General features: G+C 64.6%; 22 protein-coding genes and 1 tRNA gene. 13 read left to right on the top strand and 10 right to left on the bottom strand.

What is annotated here, in order from left to right; translation table 11 throughout:
• Positions 1-39: 39 nt before the first annotated feature.
• Positions 40-1,260 carry an MFS transporter gene (locus BRA62_RS05890; protein WP_292365647.1) on the top strand — a complete coding sequence of 407 codons (1,221 nt, stop codon included), beginning with the start codon at positions 40-42 and terminating at the stop codon, positions 1,258-1,260.
• On the opposite strand, the gene BRA62_RS05885 is transcribed toward BRA62_RS05890, so the two are convergent.
• The 5 genes from BRA62_RS05885 to BRA62_RS05865 all read right to left on the bottom strand — a co-directional run bounded on the left by BRA62_RS05885 (position 1,250) and on the right by BRA62_RS05865 (position 4,501).
• A complete protein-coding gene (locus tag BRA62_RS05885; RefSeq protein WP_292365646.1) occupies positions 1,250-1,624 on the bottom strand; it encodes a DUF5518 domain-containing protein in 375 nt (124 codons plus the stop codon). The genes BRA62_RS05890 and BRA62_RS05885 overlap by 11 nt on opposite strands.
• 58 nt (positions 1,625-1,682) lie before the next feature.
• Positions 1,683-2,021 (bottom strand): DUF5518 domain-containing protein, encoded by a 339-nt coding sequence (locus BRA62_RS05880; RefSeq protein ID WP_292365645.1) that lies wholly within the window; start codon positions 2,019-2,021, stop codon positions 1,683-1,685.
• A gap of 62 nt (positions 2,022-2,083) precedes the next feature.
• Positions 2,084-3,028 carry a carbamate kinase gene (gene arcC, locus BRA62_RS05875; protein ID WP_292365644.1) on the bottom strand — a complete coding sequence of 315 codons (945 nt, stop codon included), beginning with the start codon at positions 3,026-3,028 and terminating at the stop codon, positions 2,084-2,086.
• Positions 3,029-3,032: 4 nt separating this feature from the next.
• Positions 3,033-4,331, bottom strand: a complete 1,299-nt coding sequence (locus tag BRA62_RS05870) for an arginine deiminase family protein (protein ID WP_292365643.1) — start codon at positions 4,329-4,331, stop codon at positions 3,033-3,035.
• 5 nt (positions 4,332-4,336) lie between these two features.
• Positions 4,337-4,501 carry a hypothetical protein gene (locus BRA62_RS05865; RefSeq protein WP_292365642.1) on the bottom strand — a complete coding sequence of 55 codons (165 nt, stop codon included), beginning with the start codon at positions 4,499-4,501 and terminating at the stop codon, positions 4,337-4,339.
• A 228-nt stretch (positions 4,502-4,729) separates the two neighbouring features.
• Here BRA62_RS05865 and BRA62_RS05860 point away from each other — a divergent pair, with 228 nt between their 5' ends.
• The gene (locus BRA62_RS05860; RefSeq protein ID WP_292365641.1) at positions 4,730-4,930 is read left to right on the top strand and encodes a hypothetical protein; all 201 of its coding nucleotides are present in this window, start codon (positions 4,730-4,732) and stop codon (positions 4,928-4,930) included.
• Between the two features lie 40 nt (positions 4,931-4,970).
• On the opposite strand, the gene BRA62_RS05855 is transcribed toward BRA62_RS05860, so the two are convergent.
• Positions 4,971-5,465, bottom strand: coding sequence for a hypothetical protein (locus BRA62_RS05855; RefSeq protein WP_292365640.1), 495 nt, complete (start codon positions 5,463-5,465; stop codon positions 4,971-4,973).
• A 338-nt stretch (positions 5,466-5,803) separates the two neighbouring features.
• Between BRA62_RS05855 and BRA62_RS05850 the strand changes: the two genes are divergently transcribed.
• The 7 genes from BRA62_RS05850 to BRA62_RS05820 all read left to right on the top strand — a co-directional run bounded on the left by BRA62_RS05850 (position 5,804) and on the right by BRA62_RS05820 (position 12,264).
• On the top strand, positions 5,804-6,754 hold the full coding sequence (locus BRA62_RS05850) for an ATP-binding cassette domain-containing protein (RefSeq protein WP_292365639.1): 951 nt from the start codon (positions 5,804-5,806) through the stop codon (positions 6,752-6,754).
• Positions 6,755-6,756: 2 nt separating this feature from the next.
• Complete coding sequence (locus BRA62_RS05845) at positions 6,757-7,593, top strand: ABC transporter permease (RefSeq protein WP_292365638.1); 837 nt, start codon at positions 6,757-6,759, stop codon at positions 7,591-7,593.
• A 25-nt stretch (positions 7,594-7,618) separates the two neighbouring features.
• Positions 7,619-8,539: a DUF4097 family beta strand repeat-containing protein gene (locus BRA62_RS05840; protein WP_292365637.1), complete on the top strand. Its 921-nt coding sequence runs from the start codon at positions 7,619-7,621 to the stop codon at positions 8,537-8,539.
• 145 nt (positions 8,540-8,684) lie between these two features.
• Positions 8,685-10,091, top strand: coding sequence for a PAS domain S-box protein (locus tag BRA62_RS05835; RefSeq protein WP_292365636.1), 1,407 nt, complete (start codon positions 8,685-8,687; stop codon positions 10,089-10,091).
• A 98-nt stretch (positions 10,092-10,189) separates the two neighbouring features.
• The gene (locus BRA62_RS05830; RefSeq protein ID WP_292365635.1) at positions 10,190-11,293 is read left to right on the top strand and encodes a DUF362 domain-containing protein; all 1,104 of its coding nucleotides are present in this window, start codon (positions 10,190-10,192) and stop codon (positions 11,291-11,293) included.
• A 1-nt stretch (position 11,294) separates the two neighbouring features.
• Positions 11,295-11,864 carry a flavodoxin family protein gene (locus BRA62_RS05825; RefSeq protein ID WP_292365633.1) on the top strand — a complete coding sequence of 190 codons (570 nt, stop codon included), beginning with the start codon at positions 11,295-11,297 and terminating at the stop codon, positions 11,862-11,864.
• Between the two features lie 52 nt (positions 11,865-11,916).
• Positions 11,917-12,264: a 4a-hydroxytetrahydrobiopterin dehydratase gene (locus tag BRA62_RS05820; RefSeq protein WP_292365631.1), complete on the top strand. Its 348-nt coding sequence runs from the start codon at positions 11,917-11,919 to the stop codon at positions 12,262-12,264.
• Here the strand turns inward: BRA62_RS05820 and trxA are convergent.
• Entirely contained in the window at positions 12,261-12,680 is a 420-nt protein-coding gene (trxA, locus tag BRA62_RS05815; protein WP_292365629.1) for a thioredoxin, read from the bottom strand. The genes BRA62_RS05820 and trxA overlap by 4 nt on opposite strands.
• 260 nt (positions 12,681-12,940) lie before the next feature.
• On the opposite strand from trxA, the gene BRA62_RS05810 reads away from it, so the two are divergent.
• Positions 12,941-13,015 (top strand) — tRNA-Met (locus BRA62_RS05810).
• A gap of 290 nt (positions 13,016-13,305) precedes the next feature.
• Here BRA62_RS05810 and purF read toward each other — a convergent pair.
• From purF to BRA62_RS05795, 3 genes are read right to left on the bottom strand one after another with little or no spacing between them, the layout of a single operon-like run.
• Complete coding sequence (purF, locus tag BRA62_RS05805; protein ID WP_292365627.1) at positions 13,306-14,745, bottom strand: amidophosphoribosyltransferase; 1,440 nt, start codon at positions 14,743-14,745, stop codon at positions 13,306-13,308.
• Positions 14,746-14,754: 9 nt separating this feature from the next.
• Complete coding sequence (locus BRA62_RS05800) at positions 14,755-14,937, bottom strand: 50S ribosomal protein L37e (protein WP_082122590.1); 183 nt, start codon at positions 14,935-14,937, stop codon at positions 14,755-14,757.
• Positions 14,938-14,953: 16 nt separating this feature from the next.
• The gene (locus tag BRA62_RS05795) at positions 14,954-15,181 is read right to left on the bottom strand and encodes an LSM domain-containing protein (protein ID WP_011843085.1); all 228 of its coding nucleotides are present in this window, start codon (positions 15,179-15,181) and stop codon (positions 14,954-14,956) included.
• 109 nt (positions 15,182-15,290) lie between these two features.
• On the opposite strand from BRA62_RS05795, the gene BRA62_RS05790 reads away from it, so the two are divergent.
• The 3 genes from BRA62_RS05790 to BRA62_RS05780 are packed head-to-tail and all read left to right on the top strand — an operon-like array spanning position 15,291 to position 16,743.
• Positions 15,291-15,788: an RNA-binding protein gene (locus BRA62_RS05790; protein ID WP_292365618.1), complete on the top strand. Its 498-nt coding sequence runs from the start codon at positions 15,291-15,293 to the stop codon at positions 15,786-15,788.
• 50 nt (positions 15,789-15,838) lie between these two features.
• Positions 15,839-16,216, top strand: a complete 378-nt coding sequence (locus BRA62_RS05785) for a cell division protein SepF (protein WP_214021630.1) — start codon at positions 15,839-15,841, stop codon at positions 16,214-16,216.
• Positions 16,216-16,743: a ZPR1 zinc finger domain-containing protein gene (locus tag BRA62_RS05780; RefSeq protein ID WP_292365615.1), complete on the top strand. Its 528-nt coding sequence runs from the start codon at positions 16,216-16,218 to the stop codon at positions 16,741-16,743. The genes BRA62_RS05785 and BRA62_RS05780 overlap by 1 nt, the downstream gene beginning before the upstream one ends.
• Positions 16,744-16,955 lie beyond the last annotated feature (212 nt).

Here is a 16,955-nt window from a genome sequence, read left to right as displayed (position 1 = left end):
AGTACTTAATGAGAACGGCCCCCCAAGACCCCCGGGAATATGCCCGATCCTTCCCCGGAAACCCGGCAGAAGGTCCGCGACCTCTCGATGCGGCTTATCCTGCTGCTCGGCGCAGCAAGTCTTCTCGGGAGCCTGGTCTCGAACGGCGCCCGGAGCGTCACCGGCCCCTACATCCTCCTCCTCGGGGGAAGTGCGGCCGTCGTCGGGCTGGTCGCCGGCTCCGGCGAATTCATAGGGTATGCGTTGCGGTCAGCCACCGGCGCCTACGTCGGCCAGAGCCGCCGCTACTGGAAGGTGGCGATGATCGGCTACGGCCTGCTCGCCGCCATCCCGCTCCTCGCCGCCGTCGGCCGCTGGGAGACCGCGGCAGTCCTCATCATCGCCGAACGGATAGGAAAAGCCGTCCGGACGCCGGCGCGGGACACGATCCTCTCCCACGCGACGACGGCCGTCGGGCGGGGGTGGGGGTTCGGGGTCCACAAGGCGCTCGACCAGGTCGGTGCGGTCATCGGCCCGCTGGTCATGGTTGCCGCCCTGGCCCTCGCCGGTGGATACGCCCCGGGCTTTCTCCTGCTCGGCATCCCTCTCGCCGGTATTGCGGTGGTCCTCTTCCTCGCTCAATCGGCGGTACCGAAACCGGGACGCCTGGAGGCAAACGGGGGGACCAGGGAGAACGGGGACGATCCGCCCGGGATCATGCCGTATGCCGCGTTCATCTTCCTCGGCATGGCGGGGTTCGTCAACTTCCCGCTCATCTCCTTCCACTTAAAAGCCCAGTCGATCATCCCCGACGCCGCCATCCCCCTCTTCTACGCATCCGCGATGGTGGTCTCGGTCGCCGTGGCGCTGCTCGTCGGGCGGGCCTTCGACCGCATCGGCACCCACGTTCTCCTCACCATCCCGGTCCTCAGCACCGTGACGATCCTGCTCGCCTTCTCGCTCAACCCGGGCGTGGCGATCGCGGGATCGCTCGCCTGGGGGGCCGGGATCGGGATCTTCGAGACTGTTCTTCGGGCGTCGATCGCGGAGTCCACGGCGGCGGACCGGAGGGGACGGGCCTACGGCGCCGTGAGCGCGGTATTCGGGACGGCGTGGTTCGTGGGAAGCGTCGTGATGGGCGTCCTTTACGACGTATCGATCGGGCATATCGTCGCCTACGTCGTTATCGTCGAGACCGCGGCGGTGGCAGCCTACCTCTGGATGTATCGCTGCCGCATCGCGGTAAGGCTCCAGGAGGGGCTCGGGGACCTCATCCCGTAACGTTGCGGCGCGACACCATCCACGCTTTCAGCGCCCCGCCGATCGCACCGCCGACGGCGCCGAGGATCCCGAAGTAGAGGGCGAGAGCAAAGAGGAGAACGGCGATCCCGAGGCCGATGAGGGTGCCCACGGGGCCGAGAAACGCCGTCCCCCCGACGACGGCGATGACCGAGAACACCGCGGCGACGACGAGCCCGTCCAGGAGCCCGCCGAGAGCGCCCCTGACCGCCCCGGGGGGCCCGAGGTAGCCGCCGACAATCCCACCGGCGATCGGGCCCGCCACGGGAAAGAACGGGCTGATGAAGAGCATGAAGATGAATCCCACAAGCGTGGAGAGCCAGTATGAGCCCCTGCCTTCCGCCAACTCCGCCTCCGGGTTGAGAAGAGCCGGGGGGGGATCGCCCGCCCCGGTGTTCCTGCGATTACCGCCGGATCGCTCCGGCGATGACGCCGCCGATCAGGGAGAGGAGGCCCTGGTAGACGAACGCCGCCACGATGATGACGAGCGACGTCCCGAGACCCGCGATGAACCCGAACGCCCCGAGGAGAAGCGTGCCGCCGAGAAGAAGCAGCACCGCGATGACGATGGCACCGAGGATGCCGGCAAACAGCCCGGCCTTTGCGCCGTTTCCTATTCCGCCCCGGACCATCCAGCCGGCGACGAACCCGCCGATCAGGGGTCCGATGACCGGCAGCAGGAAGCCGAGAATGAGCCCCACGAGCCACCCGACGATGACAGCCGTCCAGAAGTTATCCGCCATATCCTTCCATCACCGGCGGGACTTCGGGAACGTTGTATATAAGCGTTGGGGCTGGGAGCCGGTTACGGGCGAATCCGGGTCCCGGCCCGCCCGGCGAGGGCTCGTGAGGCCTCTTCGAGCGACGCGATGGTTGCCCGCTCTCCGCCGGCATCGAGGAACCCGACGGCCGCCTCGATCTTCGGTCCCATGGTCCCGGGCGGGAACTGCCCCGCTGCGAGGTGCTCCCGTGCCTCGCGAACCGTCATCTCGCTGATCTCCTGCTGGTCCGGCCGCCCGTAGTTTAAGGCCACACGTTCGACGTCTGTCAGGATCAGCAGGTCGCCGGCGCCGACGAGCCGGGCGAGAAGGGCCGCGGTGTAGTCTTTGTCCACCACCGCCTCGACGCCGCGGAGGACGCCGTCATCGTCCGCGACCACCGGGACACCGCCGCCACCCGCGGCGATCACGACCGCCCCGGCCGAAAAGAGCCGGACAATTGCCTGCTCTTCCACGAGGGCGACCGGGCGCGGCGAGGGGACCACCCGCCGGTAGCCCTGCCCCGGGATCTGCACCATTCGCCATCCCTTCTCGTTCTCGAGCCTCTTTGCCTGCATCGCCGTATAAAACGGGCCGATTGGTTTTTCCGGGTTTTTAAACGCCGGATCGTCGCCGTCCACCAGCGCCTGGGTGAGCACCGTCGCGACCGGACAGTCGAGCCCGACCGCCCCGAGCGCCTCCTGCATCGACTGCTGGAGCATGTAGCCGATCATCCCCTGGCTCTCCGCCCCGCAGACGTCGAGCGGCATCGGCGGGAGGGTGTCCTTCGCAAGCTCGTTCTTGAGGAGGATATCACCCACCTGGGGACCGTTCCCGTGGGTGATGGCGACGGCGTAGCCGTCGCTCGCTATCTCTGCGATATGCCGCGAGGCTCTCCTGACGTTTGCGAGCTGCTCTTCGGCCGTCCCCGACTCCCGGTGCTGCAGGATGGCGTTCCCACCGAGCGCGACCACCACGGACTTTTCCGGCATCCCGTCACCCCCGCTCCAGCGTGCAGGTCATGCAGTGGGGGCCGCCGTAGCCCCCCGTCAGGTTCTCGAGGTGGAGCGGACAGACCTCGATGCCGTGCCGGGAGAACTCCGTCTTGTGCGGGAAGAACCGTCCCTCGTCCTTTATCCGGCGATAATCCTCCTCCGCATGGCGTAATAGCCTCCCGTAGCGCTGCGGGTCGCGGGCGGCCTTCCGCTCCAGATTGAGGAGGACCGTCTGCATCACCCGTTCCCCCTCCACCGCAAGGATGGTTCCATCCCGGACGCAGAGGACGTTTGCAGCGTAGGAGAGCTGCTCCAGGATCGAGAGATCGATCACGGAGAACCCCTTCGACCGGATGTAGTCGTAGAGGGTCGCGGTCTCGCCCGACGGTTCGTAGCCGCCGTCCGTCCGGCAATAGACGTCGAGGCGCGCCCTCCGGAGGAGAACGCCCGAACCGATCACCACCCCGCTCCCTGCGACGTTAAAATAGGTGTCGAGGTGCATATCGACCATCGGGTCGGGCCGGTCGCCCGGGATGAGCGGGTGGCCCGGCTGGCGGACCACGCCGATCTCGTCGAACCCCGGGGCGCAGCCGAGGAACTGGCATACCCCGGCACGGTTCGTCCGGTCCCCGGTGCCGACGAGGGCGAACTTCCCCATCGGCATGAAGTCGCCGCCCTCGAAGGTCCCCGGCTCCTGCACCGTCCCGGCGATGGGGATGCCGAGGATGTCCCAGAGGAACCGGGTGATCTCGGGCTCCCGGGCCCGCTGCCGCTTCGCCGGGCGTGCGACGACGAGGCCGCAGTCGGTCACCGCCTGCTGGTCGCGCATGAAGTAGAGGTTTGCGAGCGGCTCCTGCCCCATGATCCGGACGTCCACCCCACGGCGGGGGTGTCCCCTCCCGACCTCGAGGACCGGGTTTAAGAGGAGGAGGGTGAAGAAATGCAGCGAGTCCAGGGCGTCGGCGTTCTGCTCCATGCTCCGGCGGGCCTCCGCCACCTCTCTTCTCCCGCCCCGGATGGTGACGGTCCCGTGCGCCCAATCGACAAGCCGCCGGCGCACCGCCGGGTTGCGGTCGGCGGCATCGAGGACCGTCTCCTTGAGGTGCAGGACCCGGACCCCGAACTCCTCGCGGAGGGTCCTGACAAGGGCATCGTGCTCCCGGCGGGCCTCGTAGCGGCTGAACGCTCGCTCGTAGAGCGCGGCGTAGGGGTCCAGCAGCCCGAAGAACATCTCGATCCCCGGCCGGTGGACGGCCACCCTCCGGAGCCGCTCCCACTCCGCCCGCACTCCCGCTGCCATCCCGTTCACCTCCCCTGCCGGAGAGCGGCGAAGAAGTACGCGATCATCACCCCGACGGCCGTCGCTATCGCGAGCACCCAGTTCACCCGCCCGCCGACGATGAAACTGATCCCGGCAAAGACGGCAAACGCCAGCAGGCCATAGAGGAGGAGTTTTGCGTATCGATGCATCTATGGGACTCCCTCGCCCGGAGAACGGATAAACCTGTCGCGGGCAGGGCACAGGCACCCCGGGGGAGGGACACCTCTTAATTCCTGATTCGGCGGTGTATCGCCTCCGGAAGCCTACCGGGGGGCGGCTGCCCCCGCTGCCCGGAGAGCCAAACCGCAATAATTAATATTCGAGGCAACAACCGACACTCAGGAAAAATCATCTACCCGCCAGGAGGAGGTGCTCACATGAGGATCAGACGCTACAAATCTCCTATCTCGACGACCCCGAAACCATTCAGGATGGTGCGGCGACTGCAGTGCAACCCGACCTACACTCCGCTCAGGACCGGGCCGCTGGTGAACGCCGCCGTGCTCGCGGCCCTCTCGGCGACGTCTTCCATGTCGGGGCTGACCCTCGGGTTCTGCATGCGCCTCGTGGGGATGTAAGGGCAGTAACCCGTCAACACCCTCTTTTTTCCGGGACCCGTCACAACCCGATGACGTCCATCGCCCAGAGCCCGAACCTGACCATCCCCACCCGCAGCACCCCGAGGAGGTTGTTCCCCTCGATCGTGGCCGTGCCGTTCCGCATCGCCGCCCGGAACGTGTCGAACGGCCTCTCAGAGACCATGACCTCCTCCACCGTCGTGGAATCGGCGGTCACCGTGACGATCGGGTCCGGGCAACCCTTTGCGTCGAACTGGATGATCTTTCTGTCGTGAAACGTGATCCCGATGACCAGCACGCCGTCGGAGGACATTACGTAAAGGTTGACCTTCTCATCCTCGAACGGCCCGGTCACCCACCCCGGCAGCCGGTCGGCATACTCGTTGTAGGTCAGGGTATACTCCCGCATCGCAAAGAGGAGTTCCACCTGTGCCGGGGTCAGGTCGGCGTTGTCGACGACGAGCCCGCCTGCCGCCGGCACAAGCGCCAGCGCTGCGAGGAGGAGGGCGAGGAGCGCCCGGAGGGGCGGGGTCACCGTCGCCCTCCCGCCTGCTCCTCGTATTCAGGCGCGCTGGTGCCGTGAATGGCGCTCCACGCGGATGGGGTTCCCTGATCGCCTCTATGAGTGAGCAAGCAGCAGCCGCACATGCCGTATCCGAGCATGGATGGGAAGTTCCGGTATTTCAGGATATCTATCAGGGATCGGCCGCGGAAAAGATGCCGGGATGTATTTACCGCCCCGCCCGGCACCCGGGGAAGCGCCGGGGAGAAGGGGCTGGCGATCGTGCGGCCCCCGCCGCATCCCGGGGGGGAAAGGGAGATATGACAGCACCGTGCATGAGGGTTCAAGAGCATGGGAGCGGATGGAAATCGATGGAAGGGGACGATATCATCGAGGTGCGCGATCTCGAACACACGTTCGACGGCTTCGCGGCGGTGCGCGGCATCAGTTTCACCGTCAAACGAGGTGAGATCTTCTCCTTCCTCGGCCCCAACGGCGCGGGAAAGAGCACCACCATCAACATCCTGACATCGCTCCTCCCCCTCCAGAAGGGTACGGTGCGGGTGGCCGGCTACGACGTCGCGCGGGAACCCGGACGGGTCCGGGAGTCCATCGGCATCGTCTTCCAGGACGACGTGCTCGACCGGGACCTCACCGTCCGGGAGACGATGGAGTTCCACGGCCGGCTCTACTCCATCCCCCGGGACGAACGGCGGCGGCGGATCGACGATCTGCTCAGGGTCGTGGAACTCGGCTCCAAACGTGACGAGCGGACGAAGAACCTCTCCGGGGGCATGAAACGGCGGCTCCAGATCGCACGGGGGCTGATGACCCGGCCGGAGGTCCTCTTCCTGGACGAACCGACACAGGGGCTCGACCCCCAGACACGGATGCGGATGTGGGAGTACATCCGGCAGGTGAACGAGAGCGGGACGACGATATTCCTGACGACGCACTACATGGAGGAGGCCGATATGCTCTCGGACAGGATCAGCATCATCGACGGCGGGAAGATCATCGTCTCCGGCACCCCGGAGGAACTGAAGAACGCCCTCGGCGAGGATGTCGTCTACCTGGAGACCGAAGACGACAGAAGAGCACGGGAGGCGCTCCGGGGAATCGGGGAGATCCGGTCGGTCACGGAGTCCCCCCGCGGCCTCTCGGTCACGATATCGGCCGATGGGAGCCACTGCCTCCCGCGGATAGTCGATGCAGTGCGGGGCGCCGGGATCGGGATCTCGAGCGTGAACCTGAAAAAACCGACGATGGACGATGTCTTCGTCCATTACACGGGGAGAGAACTGCGGGATACGGGGGTGTGAGGATGGCATGGGAGTTTTTCACCGTCTACTGGCGGGAGATGATCCGGTTTGTCCGGTTCAGGACGCAGCTCTTTGCATCGCTCCTGCAGCCGGCGCTCTGGATGGCCTTCTTCGGCGTCGCGATGTCCTCGAATCTCGACCGGTTCGCTTCGGCCATCCCCGCCCCGTCGGGCGTCTTTTCGGTCGATTACCTCACCTTCATGGGCGCCGGGGTGATCGCGATGACCACACTCTTTACGAGCCTCTTCGGAGGGATCAGCCTCCTCTTCGACAAGAACTGGGGGCTGATGCGGGAGATGCTCGCAAGCCCCATGCCCCGGACCCACATCATGCTGGGGGTCAGCCTCTCGGGGATGACGAAGTCGTTTGTCCAGGTGGCGATCATCATGGCGTTCGGGCTCCTCATGGGGGTGCAGTTCTTCCCCGGGTTTTCGGCCGCCCGGATCGTCCTCTCGATCCTCGGGATATTCGCGTTCGTCGGAGTCTTCTCGCTCGGGTTCCTCCTCTTCTCTTCCACCATCTCGATGCGCCTCGAGAGCCCGGAAGGCCTGCAGGGAATCATCACGCTCCTCACCCTGCCGCTCTTCTTCGTCTCGAACGCCCTCTACCCGATCCAGGCGTTCCCGCCGATCCTGCAGGCCCTCTCGATCTACAACCCGCTCACCCACCTGGTCAGCGGTGTCCGCTACTTCGCCATCGGGAGCGACTTCTTCGCTGTCGGTGCCCGCTACACCTCCACCACGGCCGACGTCCTCGCATCGTTCGCCTACCTCGTGGTCTTTGCGTCGGTGATGTACCTCCTCGCCCGCCGGACGTTCCAGCGAGCGGTAGTTACATGAAGGACAACCGAGAGAGAGGATGACCATGCAGGAAACCGTATATGCAGCGCTGGCCCTCGCCGTCCTCGCCGCTCTCGCCGTTCTCCCGGGATGCACCGGGGTGCCGGGGCTCGAGGCGACGGAGGAGTTCAACCGGACGGTCACGGTGGAGCCGGAGAGCGGCGTGGTCGTGATCAACCGCAACGGGGGCGTGACCGTGGACGTCCGGGAGGGGGAGACCGTCGCCGTCAGTGCGGTCAAACGGTCCGTCTACGGCCGGGGCGAACTCGACAAGGTCCGGATAGAGGTGACGGAGGGCGATCCCCTCAGGATTGAGACGGTGCATACCGGGTTCAACCCCCGGGTGAGCGTGGACTACACGATACACCTGCCGCCCACCGTCGTCCTCCGGCGTGTCGAGAGTTCGAACGGCCCTATCGAACTCTCCGGGGTGCGGGTGAACGGAACGGAACTTGCGACGTCGAACGGTCCCGTGCGGGTTGACGGCGCTCCCGGCGGCGATCTCGCGGCGGCCTCCTCGAACGGCGGGATCGAGATCCGGGGCGCCGAAGGATACGTCACCGCAAGGACCAGCAACGCCCCCATCACGGTGGAGGAGTCCGGGGGAGTTGCGGACCTGGATACGTCGAACGGCCCGGTATCGGCCGAGGTCCCTGCCATCCGGGGGGACGTGACGGTATCGTCGAGCAACGGTCCCATCACGCTCCGGCTCGCGGAGGGCCTCGACGCCCGGATAGTCGCAACCACCTCGAACGGCAGGATAGCGGTGAACGATCTCGCGCTCCGGCTCGAGGAGTCGTCGGGAACACGGGTCTTCGGCACGCTCGGCGAAGGGGGGCCGACGATCACCGTCACCACTTCGAACGGGAATATCGACCTCTCGGGGCTCGGACCCCCCGCAACCATTTACCCGTCCGGGATCAACTCAACGTTCGAGCAGTCATGAGCCGTCAACGCCTCCTGTTCCGCACCGTTGCAGGGGTGACCCGTGTGCTCCCCCCGGCCGCAGTCCGGCAGGTCTTCAGCATGGTGGGGCTGCACCCGGACGGATCTTCCCGGTGCAGGCCAGAACCGCAACCGCAGGTCCTCCCATGAACGTCGAAAACCCCTTCGCCATATCCTTTTCGGGCACACGGAACCGGATCGCGCTCATCGCCGGACTGACCGTGCTGACCCTCGGGGGGAACCTGCTCGGCCTGGCCCTCGGCGCCCCGGAAGGTCTCCTCCCCCTCCCCGCCCTCCCGCTCAGCATCCCGATCATCCTCGCAAGCTACTGGTATCCGCGGCGCGGCATCCTCTTCTCCGTGTGCCTCGCGGCCGTCTATGCCGTCACGGTCTTCCTCCTCTCCCCGTCGGCTTCGCTGTTCGCTCTCACCATCCTCCCCCGTGCGGTCTTCCTCGTCCTCGTCGGCGGCGTGGTCGCGCTCCTCGCAACGAGGCTCCGGGAGTCCGAGCAGCAGATGATCCAGATCATCGAGTTCCTGCCCGACGCGACCTTCGCCATCGACCGCGAGGGGAAGGTCATCGCCTGGAACCGGGCGATCGAAGAGATGACCGGGGTGAAGAAGGATGCCATCCTCGGCAGGGGGGGCTACGAGCACGCCGTACCCTTCTATGGCGAGCAACGGCCGCTGCTCGCAGACCGGGTCCTCCAGGGCGACCCCGAGGCAGGCTACCCGTCGGTCAGGAGAGTGGGGGACGTCCTCATCTCGGAGATCTACACCCCGCATCTCAGGAGCGGGCGGGGAGCGCACATCATGTTCGCAGCGACCGCGCTTCTCGACCGGGACGGAAGGGTCGCCGGAGCCATCGAGTCCATCCGGGACGTCACCGACGAGGTCATGACGGAAGCTGCGCTTCAGAACGCCAGCCGCCAGCTCAACACCCTCTCGGGAATCCTGCGCACCGATCTCTCGAACCGGCTTGCGATCCTGTACGGGCACCTCTCGGCAGGCGTGACGAAGTTCGACGATCCCGAGGTCCTCTCCTTTATCGACAACCTGCACGAGGCTGCAAACGGTATCCGGCGGCAGATCGAGATCTCCCACGAGTTCCGCGACATCGGGGCGTCGCCGCCGGCATGGATCCCCGTGCAGGAGGCCGTCAGGAACGCGGCCGCGGGCCTCTTCTTCGGACCTGTCTCCCTCCAGGCATGGACGGAGCGGCTCGAGGTCTTCGCCGACCTCCATCTCGCGACGGTCTTTACTCACCTCTTCGAGAACGCCCTCGCTCCGGCGACAGGGGCGACCCGGATCGTCGTCACCTACCAGCTGCGCCCGGAGGGCTGTGCGATCATCGTCGAGGACGACGGGACCGGGATCCCTGATGCGGAGAAAGAGGGGCTCTTCGTCCAGAATGCGGAGGGGTACGGACACGGCCTCCTCCTTGCCCACGAGATACTCGCGATTACCGGGATCGCGATCCGCGAGACCGGAACATACGGAACAGGTGCGAGGTTCGAGATCCTCGTGCCGTCCGAAGGATGCAGGGTTGTATGAGACGACGACGGCTGCCGTTCTTCCGGAGAGCAGGGTTGTGAGCACCCGGCACAATTCTTATCCTCCGGAGAGAGTACCAAAAGAGGGAGTAGAAGACGATGGCAGACGTTTATTTCGCGAACCTCAGGGCAAGAAGCCACCGCGAGAGCAAAGTCGAGAAGATCCGCCGTCTCTTTGACGCGGCAGGGTTTGCGGAGGTGGTCCGGCCCGACGACCTCACCGCCGTCAAACTGCACGCGGGGGAGCGTGGGTGCGACACCTACCTGCACCCGGTATTTGCCCGGCAGGTGGTCGATAAGGTGAAGGAGCGGGGGGCACACCCGTTCATCACGGATACCGCCACCCTTTACGCGGGGAGCAGGGCCGACGCCGTCAGGCATACCGTCACCGCCATCGAGCACGGGTTCGACTACGCCGTGGCCGGCGCCCCGGTGATCGTCGCGGACGGCCTCAAAGGCGGCTACTGGAGGGAGGTCGCGATCGATGCCGGACATTTCGGAAGCGTCCGGATAGCGGGAAGCATCCTCGACGCCGACAGCATGATCGTCCTCTCGCACGTCAAGGGCCACGACCTCGCCGGATTCGGCGGGGCGATCAAGAACCTGGCGATGGGCTGCGCCCCGCCGTCGGGGAAGGCGGAGCAGCACGCGGGCCGGCCGTTCGTGGAGATCGAGCGGTGCGGGGGGTGCGGGAAATGCACCACGGTCTGCCCGCAGGCGGCGATGACCCTCGCCGACGGGCGGGCGGTGCTCAACCCGGAGCACTGCGTCGGGTGCGGCGACTGCATGCGCTCCTGCCCGACGGGCGCGATCGAGTTCGACTGGACGACAGAGATCCGGCCGTTCATCGAGAGGCTCTGCGAGTACGCCCTCGGCGCCGTCCGCGGCAAGCCCGGAAGGGTGGGCTACATCAACTTCCTCCTCAACATCACCCCCGACTGCGACTGCGTTCCCTGGAGCGACGCGGCGATCGTCCCCGATATCGGGATCCTCGCCTCCACCGACCCGGTCGCGATCGACCACGCGAGCCTCGATCTCATCAACAGCGAGCAGGGGGTCGCCCGGACACTGCTTACGGAGAATCTGGCTCCCGGGGAAGACAAGTTTAAGGGGGTCTGGGATTACACGGACGGCGAATACCAGATCGCCTACGCTGCCGGGATCGGGCTAGGGCATGCCTCTTACCGGCTGATCGAGGTGTGAAATGACGACCGGAAAAGTATTGCTGCTCTGCGGGAGTCCCCGGCTCGAGGGGAACACCGCACAGGTGCTCGGGGAGTGCGCAAAGGTCCTCGAGCGGGAAGGTATCGAGACCGAGACCGTGCTGCTTGCCGAGATGCGCATCCTCTCCTGCACCGCCTGCGGGCTCTGCACCGGGGGGGAGTGCGCCCTCGAAGACGGCTTAAACGAGATCATCGCGAAAATCCGGGAGGCCGACGGGTTCATCGTCGGCGCCCCGGTCTACTTCGGGACTGCACGGGGCGACGTCATGTCGGCGCTGCAGCGGATCGGGATGGTCTCGATGTCGTCGGACTCGTTCCTCTCCCGGAAGGTGGGCGGGCCGATCGCCGTGGCGCGGCGGGGCGGGCATACCGCCACGCTCCAGGAGATGCTGATGTTTTTCCTGATCAACGACATGATCGTGCCGGGCTCGACCTACTGGAACATGGTCTTCGGAAGAACGCCGGGGGAGGCCTTGAACGACGAAGAAGGGATGAGGACGGTCCGGCGGTTCGCCGAGAACGTGGCTTTCCTGATCGGGAAGCTCGCCTGAGGCTTCGGCCCCGGAGAATAACCTTTTTCATCCTCTCCGATGAGGGATCACCATGGATCTTTCGTCTGAGGCGATCAGCCAGGATGTCGCGGATACGGCACCGCTGAACCGGCGGGAGATCGCCGACCTCCTGCCGGAGGTCCCGGACTGGTCGCTCGAAGACGGGCGTCTCACTGCCCGGTTCGCCTGCAAGGAGTTTCGGGACGCCGTGGCATTCCTACACGAAGTGGCCGAGTTTGCCGCGCGGGAGAACCATCTCCCGGATATCAGCATCCGAAAAGGCAGGCTCGTGGATGTCGCCTGGTACACCTACGCCATCGGCGGGCTCTCCCGAAACGACTTCATCATGGCCGCACGGCTCTCCGAGTGGCTCAGGTCCCGGCAGGGGGCCAACCTCTAGCCGGTACCGAAGGCCCGCACGACCCTTGCTTTGATGGCCTCTTTCGGGAACGCGCCGACTGCCCGGTCGACAAGCATGCCGTTCGCGAAGAACAGGAGCGTCGGTATCGCGGTGATGCTGAAACTCGCCGCTATGGCAGGATTCTCGTCGACGTTGCACTTGCCGAAGGTTACCCTGCCGGCGAAATCACGCGCAAGGTCCTCGATAGCCGGGGCCACCATCCGGCAGGGACCGCACCATTCCGCCCAGACGTCGACGACCAGGGAGGGGTGCTTTTGCAGGGCCTCCCGGAACGTATCGTCGACGACCTCGATGACACCGCCGCCCGGAGTGCCCTGGATCCGCGCCTCGAGTTCCCGGAGGCGCTCTTCCCGGAGACGCTGCAGGTCGTCGTCCGCCGGTCTCTTCTCTTCCATACAGCGAAATTATGCTGCCCGCTCGTATTAAATGATTGGGAGTGCGACTGGCGCGAGCATCGCGAGCGGCAGGAGCTCGAGAAGACCGAAGGTCTTCGAGTGCGACGGTTCGTGAGAACCGGAGCACAAGCACCGCCAGGTGCGAGTTGCGACAGGCGGGACCACGGGGGCATGAGCACCGGAGAAACAAGATGCGCCGATTCGGCCCGCACAAAGTTATATATCCCCCGAAAAACAATGTATATATCCCACAGAAGAGAAGCGAGGTGGGGTAGCCAGGACATCCCGGCGGGCTCATAACCCGTAGATCGATGGTTCAAATCCATCCCTCGCTATGTTCGGTTCTTCGGCATTTTTGCGTGTTTTTTGTATTTCATATCCGCCCTCTGCCTCCGGAGGCGTTCTGCACCGAGATCTCTCCCCCGGAAGCCTTTTCGCCCGCGAATCGGTGCTATCGTGCCCGGAAAGAGTCTCCGGCCAGGCGCGCAAGCCCTTGTTGCAGTTGATGCGATCAGGGTGAACCGGCGGCGAAGCCGGTGTCTGCAGCCGCCGGCATGCAGGGAGGCCCCCTGCTCCCCCGGGGAAAAAAGAAACCGTCCCGGGCGGGAGCCGCACGGGGCAGGGGCTATGACGTCCGTTCTTTCCCGGCCCTGAAGGTCGAGAGATCGGACTGGTGGGTGCCGGCCACGTAGTCCACGGCGCAGTGGCAGCTCTTCTCCCCGTTAATCTCCACCGGGTAGCACCCGGTCAGGCATCCGATGCAGAGGTTCCGCTCCCCGCACCCGATCGCCTCCACCAGGTCCTCGAGCGGGATGTAGGTGAGCGACGTCGCGCCGACGCTCTCCCGCACCGCCTCGACCTCCTTGCCGCTCGCGATCAGTTCCGTGCGGGTGGGCATATCCACCCCGAGGTAACAGGGGGCGATGATCGGCGGGGAGCCGACCCTGAGATGGATCTCCCTCGCCCCCGCATCCCGGATCATGTTCACGATCCGGCGGGAGGTCGTCCCCCGGACGACGCTGTCGTCGACGAGGACCACCCGTTTGTCCTTCAGGTTTCCCCGAACAGTGTTGAGTTTGATCCTGACCGCCCGCTCCCGCTGCTGCTGGGTCGGCATGATGAACGTCCGGCCCATGTAGCGGTTCTTCATCAGCCCTTCGACGAACGGGATCCCGGACCGTTCGGCGTAGCCTGCGGCATACGCGATCCCGGAGTCGGGGACCGGGCAGACGGTATCCGCCTTGATTGGGCTTGCATCGTAGAGTTTCTGCCCGATCCTGCGCCGCACGTCATAGACCAGCGTCCCGTCCATCACCGAGTCGGCACGGGCGAAGTAGATGCACTCGAAGATGCAGTGCGCCCTCCGGTTCGCGGTCGCGACCTGGACGGAGGAGAGCCCGTTTGCATCGATACGGACGAGTTCTCCCGGCAGCACGTCCCGGAGGAACGTGCCGTCCAGGGCATCGATCGCCACGCTCTCCGATGCGATGATGTAGCCGTGGTCGAGTTTCCCGATGCAGAGCGGCTTGATGCCGAGCGGGTCGCGGAAGGCGTAGACGGTATCGTTTAAGAGCGCGATGGTGGCATAGGAGCCCCGCAGCCGCCGCATGCAGAGCCGGACGGCGTCCTCCATGCTCTTTGAGGTCCGAAGCGCGTCGGCGATGATGTTGCCGATGATCTCGGTATCGGTCGTGGTGCAGAAGATCTGCCCCCGGTGCTCGTACTCCTCCCGGAGTTCGGCCGTGTTGACCAGGTTGCCGTTATGGGCGATCGCGAGGTCGAGCCCCCGATACCTGAAGTTGAACGGCTGAACGTTCTCCGGGACCTTCGACCCGGTTGTCGGGTAGCGGACGTGTCCGATTCCGACGTTGCCCCGAAGTTCCTGCATGGTCTGGCTGTTGAAGACCTCGGCAACGAGCCCCTGGGCCTTGTGCGTGTACAGGGTCTTGCCTTCAAAAGTAGAGATCCCCGCGCTCTCCTGCCCCCGGTGCTGGAGAGCGTACAGGGCATAGTACAGAGGAAACGAGACACCGCCAGCATCGACGATGCCAACGATACCACACATGATACAACTCTAATGCGTCGGTACCTTTGCTTTCTTCTCTGTCCAGCGGTAACTGCGGATCCTCCGGCTTCTGCCGAAGCCACAGGCCGCACAGACCTTGTGCTGTGCGTGGAACGATATCTTGCCGCAACGCCTGCAGGCGATGTGGGTGCGCTTCTGCCGCTTGCCCATTGAAGGTGTGCCTTTTGACATTCTCTCTCACCTGATGTTATTCAACTGAAGGGGTAATGTAGATCACATTGTCACCGCGGACGATCAACGTGCCGAGTTTCTGCGCCGCGCCGTCCACTTCTTCTTCTGCTTTGTCCAATACCAGATTCATGTGAACGTCGTATCCCTGGAGGATCCCCCGGATCTCCCTCCCACCTTTGAGGCTGATGATGACGGGCTGACGATTCAGTACCTGATCTAAAATATCCAACGGTCTTGGCGTCATATGATTACCCTGTGCCGTCCTTTCTGGAGTAATATATTTGAGTGAGGAAGCTACTTAAATATAACCGCGATGCTGCGCGTGAGTCAGCGCCACCCCGAGGTCTCGATACATGCCAAAGATTACCGTAAAAAAACGCCATGTCATCCGGAAGTCACAGATAGTCGATCTCCTGCGCCAGCTTGCCGACGAGATCGGAGCGTCGGCCGACCACTTTCGGTCCGACCGGATCGAGCGGGCGGAGACGGATACCACCGTCGGGATCTATCTCGTCGACAAAAAGCCGCTCCTGATAGCCACCGAGGACTGGGCCTTTCCCAGCCTGCGTGGCCTCGTCGAGCACCCGATCCCCGAGCGCCGGGTGGTGGTCGACGCCGGCGCGGTCAGGTTCGTCGCAAACGGCGCGGATGCCATGCGCCCCGGGATCGTTTCGATCTCGCCGGACGTCCGTGCGGGACATCCCGTGCAGGTTGTCGAGGAGCGGCACGGAAAACCGCTTGCCGTGGGGATTGCGCTCTTCGATGCAGCCGATATGGAGCGGCAGGAGAAGGGCAAGTCGGTCAAAAGCATCCATTACGTCGGGGACGATATCTGGAATCTTGAAATCTAACGGAGAAATTAAAAGATACTATTAAATAAAATTCATTCCTCAATTTTTCTATGGTTAAAAAGCTCTTTGACAGCATCCTCGGTAAAAGTCCAGCACGAAACGAAGAGGACTACATGGAACTCGATCTCGCCTCCTACGAGGGATCGAACGAAGAAGAACCGGCATCCATGTACATCAAGATCGCCACCATCGCCGACCTCAAGGATACCCCCCGCGTCAAAGACGAGGTCTATAACGGCAACATCGTCATCGTCGATATCGGGCGGCTGAAGATGGACAAGGTGACGTTCGAGCGGGTCTTAAAGGACCTCCGTGACGTGGCAAAGGACGTGAACGGCGACATCGTCGGGCTCGGGGAGCAGAAGTACGTCCTCATCACGCCCATGTCCGTCAAGGTCTCCCGCGAGAAGATCGGCGGGGGCCTGTAGTGCGGGAGTACCATCCGGGAACCTGTCCCGCGTGCGGGGGCGAGATCCGGATCGTCCATCACCGCCTTGACATCCCTCACTTCCCCGACCTCTTGCTCGTCTCCATCGCCTGCGAGGCCTGCGGCTACCGGCACACCGACACCATCATCCTCGGGGAGGGCAACCCGGTCCGGTGGACGGTGCGGGTGGAGGAGCCCGGCGACCTCGCCATCCGGGTGGCGCGGAGCACGACGGGGAAGATCGAGATCCCGGAACTCGGCCTCACGGTCGAGCCCGGTACTGCCTGCGAAGGATTCGTCACCAATATCGAGGGAATCCTCTCCCGCTTCGAGCAGGCGCTGGAGACGATCCTCGCGAACCCCGAGACCGAAGGCGAGCGGGCGGCCGCACTCCGGATGCGGGAGACGATCGGCGCTGCACGGGAGGTGGCCTTCCCGTTCACGGTCATCATCGAGGACCCCGCCGGAAACAGCGCTCTCGTCAGCGAAAAAGCCGAAAAGATGCTCCTCGTTCAGGGAGAAACCTGATACTTTTTCTTTTGCCCCTCCTGAGATAACCTAAAGTAGAACCTCCGCCCATACGCGACGCCTTGAGGTGAATGCATATGGCACGAACGATATCTGTGCTGAAGTGGGAGAGCGAAGCGGAAGTCGAGAACGCCGTCCACGATATCAAGGCGGAGATGGACCGGGAGGGCGGGCTTACCAAGGAGACGGAGCGGGCGATGCAGCACTCGCTC

Source organism: Methanoculleus sp. UBA208, assembly GCF_002498065.1.
GTDB lineage: Archaea > Halobacteriota > Methanomicrobia > Methanomicrobiales > Methanoculleaceae > Methanoculleus.
This window is presented reverse-complemented; position numbering and strand designations above follow the sequence as displayed.

Coding starts and splice junctions, on each gene's coding strand:
- BRA62_RS05890 (WP_292365647.1), top strand. CDS start 40: ATGCCCGATCCTTCCCCGGAAACCCGGCAGAAGGTCCGCGACCTCTCG.
- BRA62_RS05880 (WP_292365645.1), bottom strand. CDS start 2,021: ATGGCGGATAACTTCTGGACGGCTGTCATCGTCGGGTGGCTCGTGGGG.
- arcC (WP_292365644.1), bottom strand. CDS start 3,028: ATGCCGGAAAAGTCCGTGGTGGTCGCGCTCGGTGGGAACGCCATCCTG.
- BRA62_RS05870 (WP_292365643.1), bottom strand. CDS start 4,331: ATGGCAGCGGGAGTGCGGGCGGAGTGGGAGCGGCTCCGGAGGGTGGCC.
- BRA62_RS05865 (WP_292365642.1), bottom strand. CDS start 4,501: ATGCATCGATACGCAAAACTCCTCCTCTATGGCCTGCTGGCGTTTGCC.
- BRA62_RS05860 (WP_292365641.1), top strand. CDS start 4,730: ATGAGGATCAGACGCTACAAATCTCCTATCTCGACGACCCCGAAACCA.
- BRA62_RS05850 (WP_292365639.1), top strand. CDS start 5,804: ATGGAAGGGGACGATATCATCGAGGTGCGCGATCTCGAACACACGTTC.
- BRA62_RS05845 (WP_292365638.1), top strand. CDS start 6,757: ATGGCATGGGAGTTTTTCACCGTCTACTGGCGGGAGATGATCCGGTTT.
- BRA62_RS05840 (WP_292365637.1), top strand. CDS start 7,619: ATGCAGGAAACCGTATATGCAGCGCTGGCCCTCGCCGTCCTCGCCGCT.
- BRA62_RS05835 (WP_292365636.1), top strand. CDS start 8,685: ATGAACGTCGAAAACCCCTTCGCCATATCCTTTTCGGGCACACGGAAC.
- BRA62_RS05830 (WP_292365635.1), top strand. CDS start 10,190: ATGGCAGACGTTTATTTCGCGAACCTCAGGGCAAGAAGCCACCGCGAG.
- BRA62_RS05825 (WP_292365633.1), top strand. CDS start 11,295: ATGACGACCGGAAAAGTATTGCTGCTCTGCGGGAGTCCCCGGCTCGAG.
- BRA62_RS05820 (WP_292365631.1), top strand. CDS start 11,917: ATGGATCTTTCGTCTGAGGCGATCAGCCAGGATGTCGCGGATACGGCA.
- trxA (WP_292365629.1), bottom strand. CDS start 12,680: ATGGAAGAGAAGAGACCGGCGGACGACGACCTGCAGCGTCTCCGGGAA.
- purF (WP_292365627.1), bottom strand. CDS start 14,745: ATGTGTGGTATCGTTGGCATCGTCGATGCTGGCGGTGTCTCGTTTCCT.
- BRA62_RS05800 (WP_082122590.1), bottom strand. CDS start 14,937: ATGTCAAAAGGCACACCTTCAATGGGCAAGCGGCAGAAGCGCACCCAC.
- BRA62_RS05795 (WP_011843085.1), bottom strand. CDS start 15,181: ATGACGCCAAGACCGTTGGATATTTTAGATCAGGTACTGAATCGTCAG.
- BRA62_RS05790 (WP_292365618.1), top strand. CDS start 15,291: ATGCCAAAGATTACCGTAAAAAAACGCCATGTCATCCGGAAGTCACAG.
- BRA62_RS05785 (WP_214021630.1), top strand. CDS start 15,839: ATGGTTAAAAAGCTCTTTGACAGCATCCTCGGTAAAAGTCCAGCACGA.